This window comes from Rhizobium arsenicireducens (assembly GCF_964021225.1).
Window position 1 is genome coordinate 3,935,714 of sequence record NZ_CAXHYK020000001.1, and the last position, 16,161, is coordinate 3,951,874.

The following is a 16,161-nucleotide window of genomic DNA, read 5'->3' on the forward strand; positions in this document are numbered from 1 at the left end:
TTCTTTGCCGTCGCCCTGCTTGAAGGGACAAAGAGAAAGGGCTCCGCAGTGCGGAGCCCTTTTTCAGTGCTTATCTGAATGTTTCCACGAGCTCAGTCCGCTCAGGCGGCCATTTCCTCGATCTCGCTGCCCTTGAACATCTTGGCGAGGTTCAGGAAGCAGATCATGCCATGTTCGTTGGCAATGATGCCTTCGGAGAAGGACTTGTCGAAGGAAGCCGAGATCTCCGGGACCGGCTGGACCTGGCTTGACGGGATCGTGAGGATGTCCGAGACGCGGTCGACCAGCATGCCGATGACCATGTTATGGACTTCCGCGACGACGATGGCCGAGCGTTCGTTGGCAACCGTGCTCTTCATGCCCAGCTTGTAGGCGAGGTCGATGATCGGGATGACCGAGCCGCGCAGGTTCATCACGCCGATGACGTCTGCGGGGGCGTGCGGGATCGGCGTGGACGGCGCCCAGCCGCGGATTTCGCGGATGGTCGTGGTCTTGACGCAGAATTCCTGATCATGCAGCCGGAAGGCGATGATTTCGAGGGTTTCACCGTTGAAGCTTGTCGAATTGATCGCAGTCGCCATTAGAATTCTTCCCAACTTTCCTGTGCCTGGGCAGTCGCGGCGCCACCGGTTGCGGCACGAGCGACCTTCGCCATGAGTTTGCGTGCCGGGGATGCGACAGGTCTGGCATCAGGACGCGCTATGGAGACTGTAGCCGAAGAGTGTTGCCCAAATCTAAATTGTGAAAGGAGATTGCGAAGGGTTTCGGACTCCCTGGCAAGGCTGTGGCTGGCGGCGGTCGTCTCCTCGACCATCGCCGCATTCTGCTGCGTGTTCTGGTCCATGGCGTTGACCGCCTTGTTGATCTCCTGCAGCCCGGTCGCCTGTTCGCGCGAGGCCTCGACGATGGCGATGACGTTGCTGTTGATGTCCTGAACTTCCAAGACGATCTGTTCCAGCGCCTTGCCGGTCTGTCCGACGAGGGAGACGCCGTTGCGCACCTGTTCCCCGGAGGTTGTGATCAGCGCCTTGATTTCCTTGGCGGCGTTGGCCGAGCGCTGGGCCAGTTCACGAACCTCCTGTGCCACGACGGCAAAACCCTTGCCGGCTTCGCCTGCTCTGGCCGCTTCGACGCCGGCGTTCAAGGCCAGGAGGTTGGTCTGGAAGGCAATGTCGTCGATCACGCCGATGATGTTCGAGATTTCCCGTGACGAGGATTCGATCTGCCCCATGGCGTTGATCGCGCTCTTGACCACTTCCCCCGATTTTTCCGCGCCGGCCTTGGTGCGGGCAACGAGCGAACCGGCCTCGTCGGCGCGCTTCGCGCTGTCGGTGACGGTCTGGGTGATTTCCTCGAGCGCTGCGGCGGTTTCCTCGACAGCTGCGGCCTGCTGCTCGGTGCGCTTGGCCAGATTGTCGGAGGCCGACTGGATTTCCTTGGATCCTGCCGCGATGGCATTGGTGTTCTCGCCGACCGTGGCCATTGCTGCCTGCAGTCTGTCGAGCGAATTGTTGAAGTCGAGGCGCAGACGGTCGAGGCCGGGGATCAGCGGACGTTCGATCCGCGCGGTCAGGTCGCCCTCGGCAAGGGCCGTCAGGCCGGCCGCGACGTCATCGACGGAGCGGACCCGATCTGTAACGTCGGTCGCGAACTTGACGACCTTGAAGACTTTGCCGTTCATGTCGAAGATCGGATTGTAGGAGGCCTGGATCCAGACGACCTTGCCGCCCTTGCCGATACGCTTGAACTCCTCGGCGACGAACTCGCCGCCAGCGAGCTTCTGCCAGAAGCGCTGATAATCGGCGCTCTGGGTGTAGGAGGGCTCGCAGAACATCGCATGATGCTTGCCCTGGATTTCGGACAGGCTGTAGCCCAGTGTGGCGAGGAAGTTGTCGTTGGCGGTGAGAATTTCCCCGCTGGGCGTGAATTCGATCATCGCCTGGGCGCGCGAGATTGCCGCGATCTTGCCGGCGTCCTCGGCCGACTTCAGCTTTTGGGCTGTGATGTCGGTGGCGAATTTGACGACCTTGTAGGGCTTGCCGCCGCTGAGTACCGGGTTGTAGGAGGCCTGAATCCAGACATCCTGGCCGGTCTTCGATATGCGCTTGTACTCACGAGATTCGAAACGGCCCGCCCCGAGATTGGCCCAGAATTCCTTGTATTCCTGCGAGGCGACATAGGTCGGATCGCAGAACATGCTGTGATGCCTGCCCTGGATTTCCGAGAGCTCGTATCCGAGCGCCCGACAGAAATTCTCGTTGGCGGTGATGATCTTGCCGTCGAGGCCGAACTCGATGACAGCTTGTGAATTGCTTAGGGCTGCAAGGATCGCCTTTGCATCCGCGCCGAAAATATTGATGTGCACTCTCAGTCCCCTCTATTTTTGGCACGTAGATGAGCGGCTCGATCGTCGCCTGTGCCATGATCTAAATTCTGAGATAGTTACGGTAGCCATGCTGCGGCAGATTTCCCGCGGCGCTCGACTCCCCTTAAAAATGGGGGGTTATAGTTAAGGGCTGTTTAAGAGGATGAGGGGCCGATCCAAAGTCTCGCATGGTGAGCACATGCCGCCAAAAAAAGTCAGCGCCAACAGGCAGGCATCGAAACAAAAAGACTCCCGCTGGGTGGCGAGAGCCTTACTGATAAGACGAAAAGCGCCCAGTCAGGCAGCCGCTACTGCATCAGAACCTTGGCTATTCTTTCCAGCGCCCAATCCACCTGTTCCTTGTTGATGACCAGCGGCGGGGCCAGTCGGATCGTGTCGACATGGGTATCCTTGGCGAGCAGCCCCAGGTCTTTCAGCGCGTAGCAGTATTGCCGGGCGCCGCCAGCGTCCGGGTCGAGTTCGACCGCCAGCATCAGGCCGCGGCCTCGGACATCCTTGATGATGTTCGAGCGGATGGAACGGAGGCCCTGGAGGAAGTACTCGCCCATCGCGGCGGAATTCTCGACCATCTTCTCCTCGACCAGCACCTTGAGCGCCTCGCGGGCGATGGCGCAGGCGAGCGGATTGCCGCCGAAGGTCGAGCCATGCTGGCCTGGTTTCAGCACGCCGAGCACCTCGCAATTGGAAAGCACCGCCGAGACGGGGTAAAATCCGCCGGACAGTGCCTTGCCGATCAGTGTGACGTCTGCCTCGATACCTTCGTGCTCCTCCGCGAGGAGCTTACCGGTACGGCCAAGCCCGGTCTGGATTTCGTCGAGGATCAGGGTGACGTTCTTCTCCGTGCAAAGCTCGCGCACGCGCCGCAGGTAGCCGGCGGGTGGGATGATGACGCCGGCCTCGCCCTGGATCGGCTCTATCAGCGCGCCGACGGTGTTCGCGTTGATCGCCGCCTCGAATGCCTCGGCGTCGCCGAAGGGCACGATGCGGAAGCCGGGCGTGAACGGGCCGAAACCTTCACGCGCATCCGGGTCGGTCGAGAAGGAGATGATGCTGAGCGTCCGGCCATGGAAATTGCCGGAGCAGACGATAATCTCGGCCTTTCCGTCCGGCACGCCCTTGGTCTCATAGCCCCATTTGCGCACAGCCTTGATGGCGGTCTCGACCGCTTCCGCGCCGGAATTCATTGGCAGGATCTTGTGCGAGCCGGTGAGCGCTGCCAGTTCCTCATAGAGAAGCGCCAACTGGTCGTTGCGAAAGGCGCGCGAGGTGAGCGTGAGCTTGGACGCCTGTTCCGTCATGGCCGCGAGGATGCGCGGATGGCAGTGGCCCTGGTTGACGGCCGAATAGGCCGACAGGCAGTCGAGATACTGCTTTCCCTCGCTGTCCCAGACATGGACGCCCTTGCCGCGCGTCAGGACGACGTCGAGGGGTTTGTAATTATGCGCGCCGAGGCGCTGTTCGGTGGCGATGAGATCTGCTGTGTTCGACATCGTTGGTCCTCGGGTTAATCTAAGCGGCGCGGGTGGGGCGGTCGAGAATGCGGCGACCGAACAGGCTGGCCGCCAGTTCGACGATGACGCGGGCGCTCTTGCCCCGGTCGTCCAGGAAGGGATTGAGTTCGACGAGGTCGAGCGATGAGACGAGACCGCTGTCGTGCAACATCTCCATGATCAGATGCGCTTCGCGGAAAGTCGCACCGCCGGGAACGGTCGTGCCGACGCCGGGAGCGACATCCGGATCAAGGAAATCGACATCGAGGCTGACATGCAGCAGGCCGTTGGCCTTGGAAACGTCGGCGATGATCCGCCGCATGATCGCGCCCATGCCCTCTTCGTCGATGGCGCGCATGTCGAAGACATTGACGCCGTTTTCAGCGATCGCCAGACGTTCCTCGTCGTCGACCGAACGGATGCCCACTTGATAGACGTGGCGCGGATCGACGAAAGGCCTGGCGGCAGGCAGGATCGGGGCGAACTCGGCCTTGCCGCAGTAGTAGGCGACGGGCATGCCGTGGATATTGCCGGACGGAGAGCTTGCCGGGGTGTTGAAATCGGCATGCGCGTCGAGCCAAAGGACAAAGAGCGGACGCCCGAGTTCCTTGGCGCGCCGCGCCATGCCGGAGACGCTGCCCATCGACAGGCTGTGGTCGCCGCCGAGCAGAACGGGGAGGGTGCCATCGGCCGCGGCACGATAGGTCTGCTCTTCGATGGCGCGCGTGAAAGCCGCGACGATCGGGAGATTATGCGCCTTCGGATGATCACCGGCCTCCGTGGCCGGCGTCGGGCGCAGATCGCCTGCGTCGGAGACGCGGTAACCGAGCTCGCCGAGTGCCGATCCGATCCCGGCGATCCGCAGTGCGGCCGGGCCCATGGCACAACCGCCGCGGCCGGAGCCTTCCTCCAGTGGAACACCGATCAGCGTGACGGCATTGGTCTTGTCGTTCATCAGGATCTCCTCGTGTGCGGGAGATGATCTTCGTCAATGCGAGCGTCTGCAAAAAGATGGAAAATAATCAGAAAGTGAGTAAGTTTGCGCAAATCGACAGTTTATTCTGACGAAATGTAAAATGGACGACCTTGATCACGATATTCTCAGCGCTCTGCGCCACAATGCCCGCATCCCGGCCTCGTCACTGGCGGCGATGACCGGGGCTTCTCGGGCCACGATTGCGGCCCGTATCGAGCGCATGGTGGCGGACGGAACGATTGCCGCCTTCACCATCCGCACGGGCAGCGAGATCCGACCAGCCGGGGTCAGGGCCATCGTGATGATCGAGGTGGTGGGGAAGTTCGCCGACCGCGTCGCCCATCAGCTGCGCGGCTTGCCGGAAGTGAGGGCATTGCACAGCACCAACGGGCGCTGGGATTTCATCGCCGAACTGGAGGATCGCGATCTTGCTTCCTTCGACGAGACATTGCGGCGTATCCGCCTGATCGAGGGGATCAACACGACGGAGTCCAGCATCCTGCTGAAAACCAGCAAAGTCGGCTGACCGCCGATTCTTCGTCGGCTCAGTATTCCTTCTCGTAGAAGATGCCGGCGCCCGCACCTTCCGCGCCTGCCTCGCCCTTCAGCTTGACGCCTCGGCCGATGTCGAGATTGATAACTGCCTTCGTTTCTCCGGCGCCACCTTGCTGGAGCTCGATATAGGTCCTGTCATTCAGGTATTTTCCGGCGCTGACCTTGGCCTGGCCCGTCTCGTCGGTCGAGATGTCGAGATCGTCGACGCCAAGCGTCGAGCGCAAGGCCTCGAACAGCGAGGTGGAGCGACCTCCGGCGAGTTGGGCGGCTGCGTCGGCCAACTGGGCAATCTGGAGGGGAGAAAGGCGTGCCATCGACTGGCCGAAGATCAGCTGCGCGAGGATTTCGTCCTGCGGTAGGGACGGCGAAGACGAGAAGGAGACGGTTGGATCGTTAGCGAAGCCAGCGATCTTGATGATGATCGTCGTCGTTCCCGAGGTCGTCGTCGCCTCCATGTCGAGGATTGGAATCAGCCCGCCGCCGAAGGTGATCGTTCCGTTGGTGAACTGCATGCGCTTGGTCAAGATCGAGAGGCGTCCGCGCCTGAGATCGAAGGCGCCGGAGACGTTCGGTGCCTGGGCGGTGCCGGTAACGGCGATCGTTCCGCCGAGCTCGGCGTCGATGCCGCGACCGCGCACAAAAATCTGCGTCGGCGACGACACGATGAGGTCGAGATTGATCGATGACTGGCTGCCATGGCGCTCGGTCTTGGTGATCGTGGCCATCTGGCGGCGGACCGCCGGTGGCGCGTTCCTGTGCTGGATGTCAAGTTCGGCGAGACTGGTCGGCAGTTTTTCCGGAATGGTGATTGCCGTCTCCGTCAGGTCGACCCTGCCGGCCAGAAGCGGAGCGGTGAGGAGCGGGCCCTTCAAGGTCAGCTGACCATCGGCTGTGCTCGCCATCATGGTGCCGTCGACATAGACGGCCTTGTCGAGCGTAATGGTGATGTCGGCGGGCATGCCGGGCGAGAGGATATCGATCGTGCCGCCGCCTGAAATCGTGCCGCCGCTCGCGAGTTTGCCGGTGAGGCCGGTGACGGAGGCGCGGTTGCCCTCCAAGGTAACGGTTGCCGCCAGTTGCTCGATAGCGAGATTGCGGCGGACATCGATCAGGCGCGCGCCTGAGGTACGCACCGTTCCTGTGATCTGCGGCGCGCCGAGCCCGCCGGAGACGGAGACATTGGCATCCGCTGAACCTTCCAGCACAAGGCCCTGGCGCGACAGGAGGCCGGTCAGCGCGGCAAATGGCAGATTGCCCGTGAAATTCATTGCGATTGGCCTCTCGCCGGAAAGGCTAAGCGTCCCGCCGCCGGAAAGGCCAAGCCCTGCCTCGCCGGTGGCCTGGGTGTCGAGCGACAGCCGGCCATCGCTGAACTCACCCTTCGCGGAGAGCGAGAACGCGCCGACGCCGGCACCCCGGGTCTGGGCAACGGCAGCGTTTGCCCAATCAAGTGCATAGTCGACGACGGGCGCCGCAGGCGTGCCCTTGGCCGTGATCGTGCCGGAGATCGCACCTTCGGGCGCGAGACTGGGGGCTACTGTCGCGACTAGCGAGGCGGGTACGTTGCGAAGCACCGCATTCAGGTCAAGCGTTTCGCCGACATTGCCTGTGATGTCGACCGTGCCGGAGCCGGCAGAAATCACTGCCGTTTCGATCGTCACATTGCCGCCGACGACGGCGAAGGCAGCGGGCCTGGCGAGTTTGAGCGGGATGCGGCGCGGCGTGGCCGAGAGGGCGTCGAGCGTGATCCGTAGTCCGGGCTCCTGCTGCTGGATCCGGCCCTCGGCCAGCAGCGGTGCGCCATCGTATCGGCCATCTAGATTAAAGGCTGTGTTGGACCCTTGTCGCGAAAATGCGAGTTCAGGCGTCTCTATGCGATTGGCGCCGATCGACACAGTCGAGGCGCTGACACTGCCCTCGGCGGCGAAGGTGGCAAGGTCGGAGATGGCAAGGCTGATGTCGGGCGCGGCAATGGTGAGCGTGTCGCGGGTCAGAGTCGAACCAGTCGCCACGATTTTGGCAGACAGCTTGCCTCCGCTCTCTGTAAGGTCGACGGAGCCCTTGAGGTCGCCGCTTGCGTCTTGTCCCGCCAAGGCGGCGATCAGGCCGATCTCCGGCAAGTCGAAACTCAGTGTTCCCGAGGGTGCGAAGGCCGGCGAGAACCTCAGTGCGCCCTCGATCCGGTTGGCTCCGACCGTTACTGCCAGCGCCGGAATCTCCGAGCGGCCGTCTTTGGAGACGAGATCGGCGGCCCCTTCGATCGGCTGCCCGTCGAGTGTCCCGGACATTTTCAAGGTGCCCTTCGGCACGCTGCGGTCCGCCGTTCCGTCGATCTCGACGGAGAGGTTCTCCAGCTTGCGCCCGGCGGCCACGGCTGCCTCACTTTTCAACGACAGCTTGCCCGCCAGTGCATCGAGCGGTCCTTCTGCGAAAAGGGCGAACTCCGCGCTGCCGCTGATGTTGTCAACCAAAGCGGCAAGGTTACTGATCCGGCCGGCGAGATCGGCCTTCAGCTCGTTTTCGGCGCCAAGGCTCACTGAGCCGGTCGCCTCGCCAAGACTCGTGGTCACCCTCAGGTCGGAGAGCCTGAGGTCGCGCGGCAACGCGTACTCGAGCGTGCCGGCAAGGCCGATCGTGCCCTCGAACTTGCTTGCAAGGTTCTCGGGCAGTACGCCGGGCACGGCGAACAACTCGAATCGGCCCGTCAACGCCTCTTCGTTCAGCGCATATTCGCCGCTGAGCTTGCCGCCGATCGTGGTGCTTTCGATTGTGGCGCCGTCGAAGCCAAGCCTAGTCGCACTGATCACAAGTGGTGCCTTGATCGTCAGCGGCGCCTTGAGGATGCGATCGAGTTCGGTGTCGGCGAGCTGGCTTGCCGCGACGGAAAGCGTGGCCCGGAGAGGTCCCGTGAGGGTGGCGAGGTCGAAGGTATCGCTCGATGCCGCAAGATCGACGCCGGAAAGCGTGCCCTGCGCCAGTTCCAGGGAAGCGAAGCGGCCCGTTAGATCGATCGCCGTGCTGCTGGCCGGGCCACTGATGGCAAGGGCAATCTGCTCGACTGTTGCTGCGATTGTCTGGTTTCCGCTTGTCCAGTTGATCGGAACAGGACCCGCTTTGCTGACCAGCCGGGCCTTCAGGTCGTTCGTCCCATTGGCGGTGTAGCGTCCGGAGGCGATCAGATCGAGGGCGGCGGTCGAGAGCCTGCCCCTTTCGATCGTCACTGCGCCATTCCGGTCGAGGCTGGCCGCAAGGTCGATCACCGTTTCGCCTTCGAAAGGAGGGCGAAGCGTCGGCGGGAGCAGCGCGTCGAAACGTCCGCCGCCCGTGGCAGTGATGCTGCGCAGGCCCGCGGCAATGCGGTGTGTGGCTTCAACGGCGAGCGTCGGGCGACCATCGACTTCGGCTGTCACCTTGCCCGTCCAGTCGCTGAGCGGGCCGTCGCCGTCGATTCCGAGACGAAGCGCCGGGCTGCCGGGAAGCCTTAGCAGACCGGCCAAAAGCCCATTCGCCGGCTCGTTCAACTCACCGGTCAGGCGCAGGCGATTTTCTGCGGGTGCATAGACGAGGTCTGCAGTTGCCCCTGCCTCCGGAACCTCGGCGCGCGTGGCCCGAAGCTGCGCCGCGATGCGGTCGCTGACCGCCTGGCCAGAGCCCGAAAGCGACAGTCGAATGTCCCGGCCGGCAAGTCCCTGACCGAGATCGACCACCGGAAGGTCGAGCGACCTTACGTCGATTTCGATCGGCAACGAAAAGCCGGAACCGTCTTTCACCACGTCTTGCTCCGCCGCGACGGGCGCGCGTTGGATGCGCACCGAGTTCGCGGCAATCCGCTCGGCCGTCAGGCGACCGCTCAGAAGATCGAGCGGCGACCAATCCATGGCGAGACCGCGGATCTCGCCGTACGTGCCTTGGCTATCAGCCAGGGTCACGTTGTCGATTCGCAGTTTGCCATCAAGAAGCGGTCCCGCACCGTCGATAGAGATCCGCTGGTCGGGCGTCGAGAGCATGGAAGCAAGTTGGCTGGCCACAAAGCTGCCGCCCACACCGGTGAAGCCGCCCACGAGGATCGCCAGCAAGCAGAGCACCAGCGTCGCGCCGGCGCCATAGGCGAACAGGCGAAGGGCAAATCTCGTAAGGCGTTTCAGCAGTCGCATGCGGCTTTCTTTGTCCTTCTCGGGCGTGGCTCAGAAGCTCTGGCCGATGCCGGCATAGATTCCGTATTTGCTGCCGCCGTCGTAAGGGTCGAGCGGCATGGCAACGTCGAGGCGCAGAGGCCCGAACGGCGTCTGGTAGCGCAGGCCGATGCCTGCACCCATGCGGATATCGGAGAAATCCGGATAATTCGCGGCAGTCACCGACCCGATATCGACGAAGGGCACGATGCCGATCGTTTCGGTGACGTTGACGCGAGCCTCGAACGAGCCGAGGGCATAGGCCCGCCCGCCGGTCGCATCGCCTGCGGCATTGAGCGGCGAAATTTCCTGATAGGCATATCCACGCACCGAGCCCCCGCCGCCGGCAAAGAAGCGCCGCGTCGCCGGGACGGACTCGAGTTCGCTCGCGCCGACCAGCATTCCGGCCGAGATTTTTGCCGCCAGCACCACGCGGTCCTCGATGCCAAGGCTGTAGTAGCCTGAAATCGAGCCCTCAAAGGTTGAGAAGAAGGTCTCACCAAGGATTTCGTAGCTAGGGATGGCGCTCAGTGCGGCATTGAAGCCTTCCGTCGGGTTGAGCTTGTTGTCGCGGGTGTCGCGGGTATAGCCGAGCGGCACCCCGAAGGTCAGATAGGTGTTGTTGCCGAAGGCATCGTCGATGTCGTCATAGCCGAGCGACACGCCGGCCGTCACCTTGTCGTAGTCGGTGATCTCATAGGCGAAAGCCACCTTGCCGAGGACCGAGGCGGCGTCATAGGACGCGGTCGTCTGCGTCGCGCCCTTGATGCTCGCCTCAAGCGTCGCCGAGGGGAAGAAGGCACCCGGCTTGATGAAGGTGATGCCCGCGCTGTAATCGAGGTCCTCGACGCCGCTCCAGTCGCCGAGCCCGCCGACCTTGCCTTCAAGCCGCAGCGATTCCGCCTGGCCGAACAGGTTGCGATGGCCCCAATAACCCTCGACTCCCAGTCCGTCGATCGACGAGAAGCTGGCGCCGACGCCGAAATAGCGGTGCTTGCCCTCGGCCACGACGATGCCGAGCGGCAGCGAACCATCGGCAGCAAGTCCCTTCGCCTCGTTGATGGTCACTGTGGAGAAGGTGCCGAGCGCTCGAAGCCGCTCCGCGGCCTTCTTCAACTGTTCCGGTGAATAAATCTGGCCCGGTCGCAGCCGCGAATAGCGGGCGATAAAGGCGGAGTCGACATTTCGGGCACCCTTGACGGTCACCTCGCCGATTGGCGCCACAGGCCCGGCCTCCACCGCAAGGACTACGTCGACCGTTCGCGACTCGTGATCGGCGATAACGTCGCGGCGCGCCAGCACCGCAAGCGGCCGGCCTTCGGCCTTCAGGTCGTCGACGATCTTCTCGCCCGCCTTCAGGATAATGAGCGATCCGGCCGGACCGCCCGGCACCAGATCGTAGACGGAGGGGTCAAGGCCGGCGGCATCATCCTCGAGTGTCACATTTCCGAGAGAGAAGGCAGGGCCCGGATCCACCCGGATGCTGACCGGGATGGGACCATTGCGCGCGAATGCCGGAATGGGCGGCAGGTCGTCGATGTTGCGGCCGTCAATCGTGACGCTGACGACGCCGCCGTAGCGGGAATTCTCGTAGAGCGTGGCGATCAGTCTATCTCGATCGTCGCGGGCCCTGATAACCAGACCGAGGTCGCCGGAGACAGGTGCGTCTTCGCCTCGCACCAGCAGCGAGGTTCGCTTGAGCGCCTCGGCGAGGTCCTTGGCGGCGCCGTCCGTGTCGAGGGTGATGCTGTATCGGACGGGATCGATGACGTCGTTGACCGCCTCGTCTTCGCCGAAGATGGTGATGCCGAAGATCCTGAAGGCGTATGCATCGCCGATCAATATTGGGGCTGCCGCCAAGGCAAGCCCCAGCCCAAGTGCGGTGCCTGTCCTGCGAGGTGCAAGACGATCCTTCGGTGATTTCGGTCTACTCGGCATGCACACATTTGCTCGTTGCGGTCAGTTCGTCTTGCCCGCGTTTCCGGGAGCAGGGCGAGTTTAATCGCAAGTTCGCTGAAAAAGATAACTATTTTAGAAAGTGCACGCAAATGGAGATCCCGGCGAAGCCGCCGGGATCTCGCATTCAGTCGAATTACTAGCGGCGCGGGCAATCGTCGATGTAACGGCGACCGTAGCGGTCGCGGTAGTAGCACTGGCCGGGCTGGTCGGCGACACTGCCGATCACGGCGCCCGATACGCCACCGATTGCCGCACCGACCGCCGCACCGCGGACGTCGCCGGTGATGGCGCCGCCGATGATGGCACCCGATACGGCGCCGATGCCGGCGCCCTTTTCGGTCTGGGTGCAGCCTGCGACCGACAAGCCGATCAAAGCTAGCATAAGAGCTTTCTTCATGATTCTTCTCCACTGTTTACGCATCCGGCTCGGCCGGTACATGACTTCCCCGCCTCGACGCCTTCAGGCGCCTTCTCTTGGCGGTCGCGGCTCCAGAATAGCCCCCATTTCGCGAAAGTCCACGAAATAGAAAGTCGAATGCGCGGCTCCACTAAACAGTGTGTGCTGTCTCGCAGTAAAAGCCAATCTTATGTTGCGGCGCGAAATATAAAAATGCGATTTGGTTGCACTCTGCCTGTTGATCGGTCGAGGAAAAAGACAAATGATAGGCGCCGTGTCCGGGAGAGACACGAGGAGGAACAATATGGCAAAAGTAACGCTGACGGTGAACGGCCGGTCGGTGAGTGGCGAGTGCGAAGACCGCACCTTGCTCGTCCATTTCATTCGCGAGAAGCTCGGACTGACCGGAACCCATATCGGTTGCGACACGACCCAGTGCGGTTCCTGCGTCGTGCACATGGACGGCAAGTCGGTAAAAAGCTGTTCGATCCTGGCGGTCCAGGCTTCGGGCTCGGCGATCACCACGATCGAGGGGCTGGCAAGCAACGGCGAGCTGCACCCTGTCCAGGCGGCCTTCAAGGAACATCACGGCCTGCAATGTGGCTTCTGCACGCCCGGCATGGTCATGACCGCGGTCGACATGATCAACCGTCATGGTGGAAACCTCGACGAGGTGACAGTGCGCCATGAGCTGGAAGGCAATATCTGTCGTTGCACCGGTTACCACAACATCGTCAAGGCCGTGCTTTCCGCCAATGCAGAGATGCATGGCGGGCGCCAGGCTGCCGAGTGAGGCAATAGGCAAGTAGCCAATAGGCATGCTGTCGGCCATCGGTGCCGCGTCACGGCCTATCCTACTGCCCAGTGCCAATTGCCTAAATCCTGTTTCTCTGGAGGAGATTAAAATGGGTGTTGAAGGAATCGGGGCGCGTGTCACGCGCAAGGAAGACAAGCGCTTCCTGACCGGCAAGGGCCGGTATACGGACGACATGGTCGTCCCGGGTATGAAATTTGCCTCTTTTGTGCGTTCGCCTTATGCGCATGCCAAGATCAAAAACGTAGACGCTTCAGCGGCCAAGGCAATGCCGGGCGTCATCGACGTGCTGGACGGCAAGCAGTTGCTGGCAGATGGCATCGGTAACCTTATTTGCGGCTGGATGGTCCATTCCAAGGACGGTACTCCGATGAAGATGGGCGGCTGGCGCCCGCTCGCGGTCGACACGGTTCGCTATGTTGGAGATGCGGTGGCCATCGTTGTCGCCGATACCTATGGAGAGGCTTGCGACGCAGCTGAAGCTGTGGTTGTCGACTACGATGAACTGCCGGTGGTGACTGAGGCAGTCACGGCGCTCGAACCCGGAGCGCCCCAGATTCATCCGGAAGCGCCGGGCAATCTGATCTTCGATTGGGAAATCGGCGACAGCGCCGCTGCTGACCGGGCGATCGCCTCGGCCGCCCACGTCACCGAGATCGAGATCCACAACAACCGGCTCTCACCCAATCCGATGGAGCCGCGCGCCACGCTCGGCATCTACGACTCGGCCGAAGATCACTATACCTGCTACACGACTTCGCAGAACCCGCATGTGGCGCGCCTCGTCATGAGCGCCTTCTACAATGTTGCACCGGAAAACAAGCTGCGCGTCATCGCGCCCGACGTCGGTGGCGGCTTCGGCTCGAAGATCTACATCTATCCGGAAGAGATCGTCTGCCTGTGGGCCTCCAAGAAGACCGGCGTGCCGGTCAAGTGGACGTCCGACCGGACCGAGGCCTTCCTCACTGACGCCCATGGCCGTGACCATGTGTCGAAGGTAAAGATGGCCTTCGACAAGGACAACAATGTCATCGGGCTGAAGGTCGACACGATCGCCAATCTCGGCGCCTACATGTCGCTCTTCTCCTCGTCGGTGCCGACCTATCTCTACGCGACACTGCTCTCGGGGCAGTACGCGATCCCGGCAATCCACTGCAATGTCCGAACCGTCTATACCAACACGGTGCCGGTCGATGCCTATCGCGGGGCCGGGCGTCCGGAAGCGACCTACCTTCTCGAGCGCACCATGGAAACGGCGGCACGGGAATTGGGCGTCTCTCCGGCAGAACTGCGCCGGCAGAACTTCATCCGGACCTTCCCCTACCAGACGCCCGTCATCATGAACTACGACGCCGGCAATTATGAGGCCTCGCTCGAGGCGGCGATGGATGCGGCCGACTGGAACGGCTTCCCGGCTCGCAAGGCGGAGGCGGCCGGCCGCGGCATGAAGCGCGGCATCGGCATGAGCTGCTACATTGAAGCCTGCGGCATTGCGCCGTCGGCTGCGGTCGGTTCGCTCGGCGCCGGCGTCGGCCTGTGGGAATCGGCCGAGGTCCGGGTCAATGCGGTGGGAACGGTCGAAGTTCTGACCGGTTCGCATAGCCACGGCCAGGGCCATGAGACGACCTTTGCCCAGCTTGTCTGCGAACGTCTTGGTGTGCCGATCGACAATGTCTCGATCGTCCACGGCGACACCGACAAGGTGCAGATGGGCATGGGCACATATGGTTCTCGCTCAGGCGCCGTCGGCATGTCGGCGATCGTCAAGGCGCTCGACAAGGTCGAGGCCAAGGCGAAGAAGATCGCCGCCCACCTGATGGAAGCGGACGAGAGTGACATCGTCATCGAGAACGGCGAACTGAAGGTCGCCGGTACGGACAAATCGCTCCCGTGGTTCCAGGTGGCGCTTGCCGCTTACACCGCCCACAACCTGCCTAGCGGGATGGAGCCGGGCCTGAAGGAGGGCGCGTTTTACGATCCGTCCAACTTCACCTTCCCGGCCGGCTGTTACATCGCCGAGGTCGAGGTCGATCCGGAAACCGGCAAGACGACGATCGTGCAGTTCGTCGCCGCCGACGACTTCGGCAATATCATCAATCCGATGATCGTCGAGGGGCAGGTGCATGGCGGCATCGCCCAGGGCGTGGGCCAGGCTCTGCTGGAGGGTGTGCGCTATGACTCGACCACCGGCCAGTTGCTCACGGCAAGCTACATGGACTATGCCATGCCGCGGGCCGACGATCTGCCGTCGTTCAGCCTGTCGCACCAGAATACGCCCTGCCCAGGCAACCCGCTCGGCATCAAGGGCTGCGGCGAGGCGGGGGCCATCGGCTCTCCGCCGGCCTTGATCAATGCCATCACCGATGCCATCGGCACCAACAACCTCAACATGCCTGCAACCCCGCTTGCCGTCTGGTCGGCATTGCAGGCAGCCGAGTAAGGGAGGACGAAGCATGTTTCTCTATTCGACCAGCTATCATCGTGCCTCCTCGGTCGAGGAGGCCGGAAGCCTGCTTTCGGGTGCCTCCGACGGCAAGTTCGTGGCGGGCGGCCAGACCTTGGTCGCCACCCTCAAACAGCGTCTGGCGCAACCCTCCGACCTCATTGACTTGAGGCATATCCCCTCGCTCAAGGGAATTGCAGTCGATGGCCGGATGGTGACAATCGGCGCGGGTGTCACCCATGCCGAAGTCGCCGGATCGAGCCTGATCCGCGCGGTCTGCCCGGCGGTCTGCCATCTCGCATCGCTTATCGGCGATCCGCATGTCCGACATCTGGGAACAATCGGCGGATCGATCGCCAACAATGATCCGGCCGCCGACTATCCGGCTGCCCTCCTTGGGCTAGGCGCGACCATCGTTACCGATCGCCGGCAGATCATGGCGGACGATTTCTTCGTCAGCCTGTTCGAAACCGCACTGGAGGAGAACGAGATCGTCACCGCCGTGCGTTTCACTGCGCCGGAGCGGGCAGGCTATGCCAAGTTCGCCAATCCGGCCTCGCGATTTGCGATGACCGGGGTGTTCGTCTCGAAGGGGCCGGCTGGCGTTCGAGTGGCCGTGACCGGGGCGGGCTCGAGCGGTGTGTTCCGCCACGAAGGTCTTGAAGCCGGCCTTGCCGGCAACTGGTCCGCGGACGCACTGGCGGGTGTATCCATCGATCCGACCGATCTGATGGCCGATCTGCATGCGACTGCGGAGTACCGCGCGAATCTGGTGAAAGTGATGGCGAAGCGGGCCGTCTCCGCCTCCTGAGAGGAGCGGAGAATCGCCATACCGGAGAAGGGCGGCTGCGGCCGTCCTTTTTTCCGTAGCTTGACGCAGATCAAGTTTGCTTGCGGCCCGATCGGCTAGCAAATGGTTGGAAGAATTCCAAGATTGCGCCAATTGTCGCAGTTTAGAATGAATTTACA

Annotated in this window: 11 protein-coding genes; 4 read left to right on the forward strand and 7 right to left on the reverse strand. The window is 62.5% G+C overall.

The genetic code is table 11. From position 1 onward, the window contains the following. Positions 1-101: 101 nt before the first annotated feature. From ACWPVA_RS19240 to rocF, 4 genes are all read right to left on the reverse strand, one after another. Positions 102-581: a chemotaxis protein CheW gene (locus ACWPVA_RS19240; RefSeq protein WP_115670337.1), complete on the reverse strand. Its 480-nt coding sequence runs from the start codon at positions 579-581 to the stop codon at positions 102-104. After that, complete coding sequence (locus tag ACWPVA_RS19245) at positions 581-2,365, reverse strand: methyl-accepting chemotaxis protein (RefSeq protein ID WP_454289198.1); 1,785 nt, start codon at positions 2,363-2,365, stop codon at positions 581-583. Before ACWPVA_RS19245 ends, ACWPVA_RS19240 begins: the two co-directional genes overlap by 1 nt. Before the next feature lie 308 nt (positions 2,366-2,673). Then, positions 2,674-3,876, reverse strand: a complete 1,203-nt coding sequence (gene rocD, locus ACWPVA_RS19250) for an ornithine--oxo-acid transaminase (RefSeq protein WP_454289199.1) — start codon at positions 3,874-3,876, stop codon at positions 2,674-2,676. 19 nt (positions 3,877-3,895) lie between these two features. Continuing rightward, positions 3,896-4,831, reverse strand: coding sequence for an arginase (gene rocF / locus ACWPVA_RS19255; RefSeq protein ID WP_454289200.1), 936 nt, complete (start codon positions 4,829-4,831; stop codon positions 3,896-3,898). Positions 4,832-4,952: 121 nt separating this feature from the next. On the opposite strand from rocF, the gene ACWPVA_RS19260 reads away from it, so the two are divergent. Next, positions 4,953-5,378, forward strand: a complete 426-nt coding sequence (locus ACWPVA_RS19260; protein WP_454289201.1) for an Lrp/AsnC family transcriptional regulator — start codon at positions 4,953-4,955, stop codon at positions 5,376-5,378. 19 nt (positions 5,379-5,397) lie between these two features. On the opposite strand, the gene ACWPVA_RS19265 is transcribed toward ACWPVA_RS19260, so the two are convergent. The 3 genes from ACWPVA_RS19265 to ACWPVA_RS19275 form a co-directional block, all read right to left on the reverse strand. Beyond that, the gene (locus ACWPVA_RS19265) at positions 5,398-9,561 is read right to left on the reverse strand and encodes a translocation/assembly module TamB domain-containing protein (RefSeq protein ID WP_454289202.1); all 4,164 of its coding nucleotides are present in this window, start codon (positions 9,559-9,561) and stop codon (positions 5,398-5,400) included. Between the two features lie 30 nt (positions 9,562-9,591). Beyond that, positions 9,592-11,517 carry an autotransporter assembly complex protein TamA gene (locus tag ACWPVA_RS19270; RefSeq protein WP_454289203.1) on the reverse strand — a complete coding sequence of 642 codons (1,926 nt, stop codon included), beginning with the start codon at positions 11,515-11,517 and terminating at the stop codon, positions 9,592-9,594. 157 nt (positions 11,518-11,674) lie between these two features. After that, positions 11,675-11,935: a YMGG-like glycine zipper-containing protein gene (locus tag ACWPVA_RS19275; RefSeq protein ID WP_454289204.1), complete on the reverse strand. Its 261-nt coding sequence runs from the start codon at positions 11,933-11,935 to the stop codon at positions 11,675-11,677. A gap of 304 nt (positions 11,936-12,239) precedes the next feature. On the opposite strand from ACWPVA_RS19275, the gene ACWPVA_RS19280 reads away from it, so the two are divergent. The 3 genes from ACWPVA_RS19280 to ACWPVA_RS19290 all read left to right on the forward strand — a co-directional run bounded on the left by ACWPVA_RS19280 (position 12,240) and on the right by ACWPVA_RS19290 (position 16,003). After that, a complete protein-coding gene (locus ACWPVA_RS19280; protein WP_454289205.1) occupies positions 12,240-12,728 on the forward strand; it encodes a (2Fe-2S)-binding protein in 489 nt (162 codons plus the stop codon). A gap of 112 nt (positions 12,729-12,840) precedes the next feature. Beyond that, positions 12,841-15,189 (forward strand): xanthine dehydrogenase family protein molybdopterin-binding subunit, encoded by a 2,349-nt coding sequence (locus tag ACWPVA_RS19285; RefSeq protein WP_454289206.1) that lies wholly within the window; start codon positions 12,841-12,843, stop codon positions 15,187-15,189. Positions 15,190-15,202: 13 nt separating this feature from the next. After that, positions 15,203-16,003 (forward strand): FAD binding domain-containing protein, encoded by an 801-nt coding sequence (locus ACWPVA_RS19290; RefSeq protein WP_454289207.1) that lies wholly within the window; start codon positions 15,203-15,205, stop codon positions 16,001-16,003. Positions 16,004-16,161: the final 158 nt, after the last annotated feature.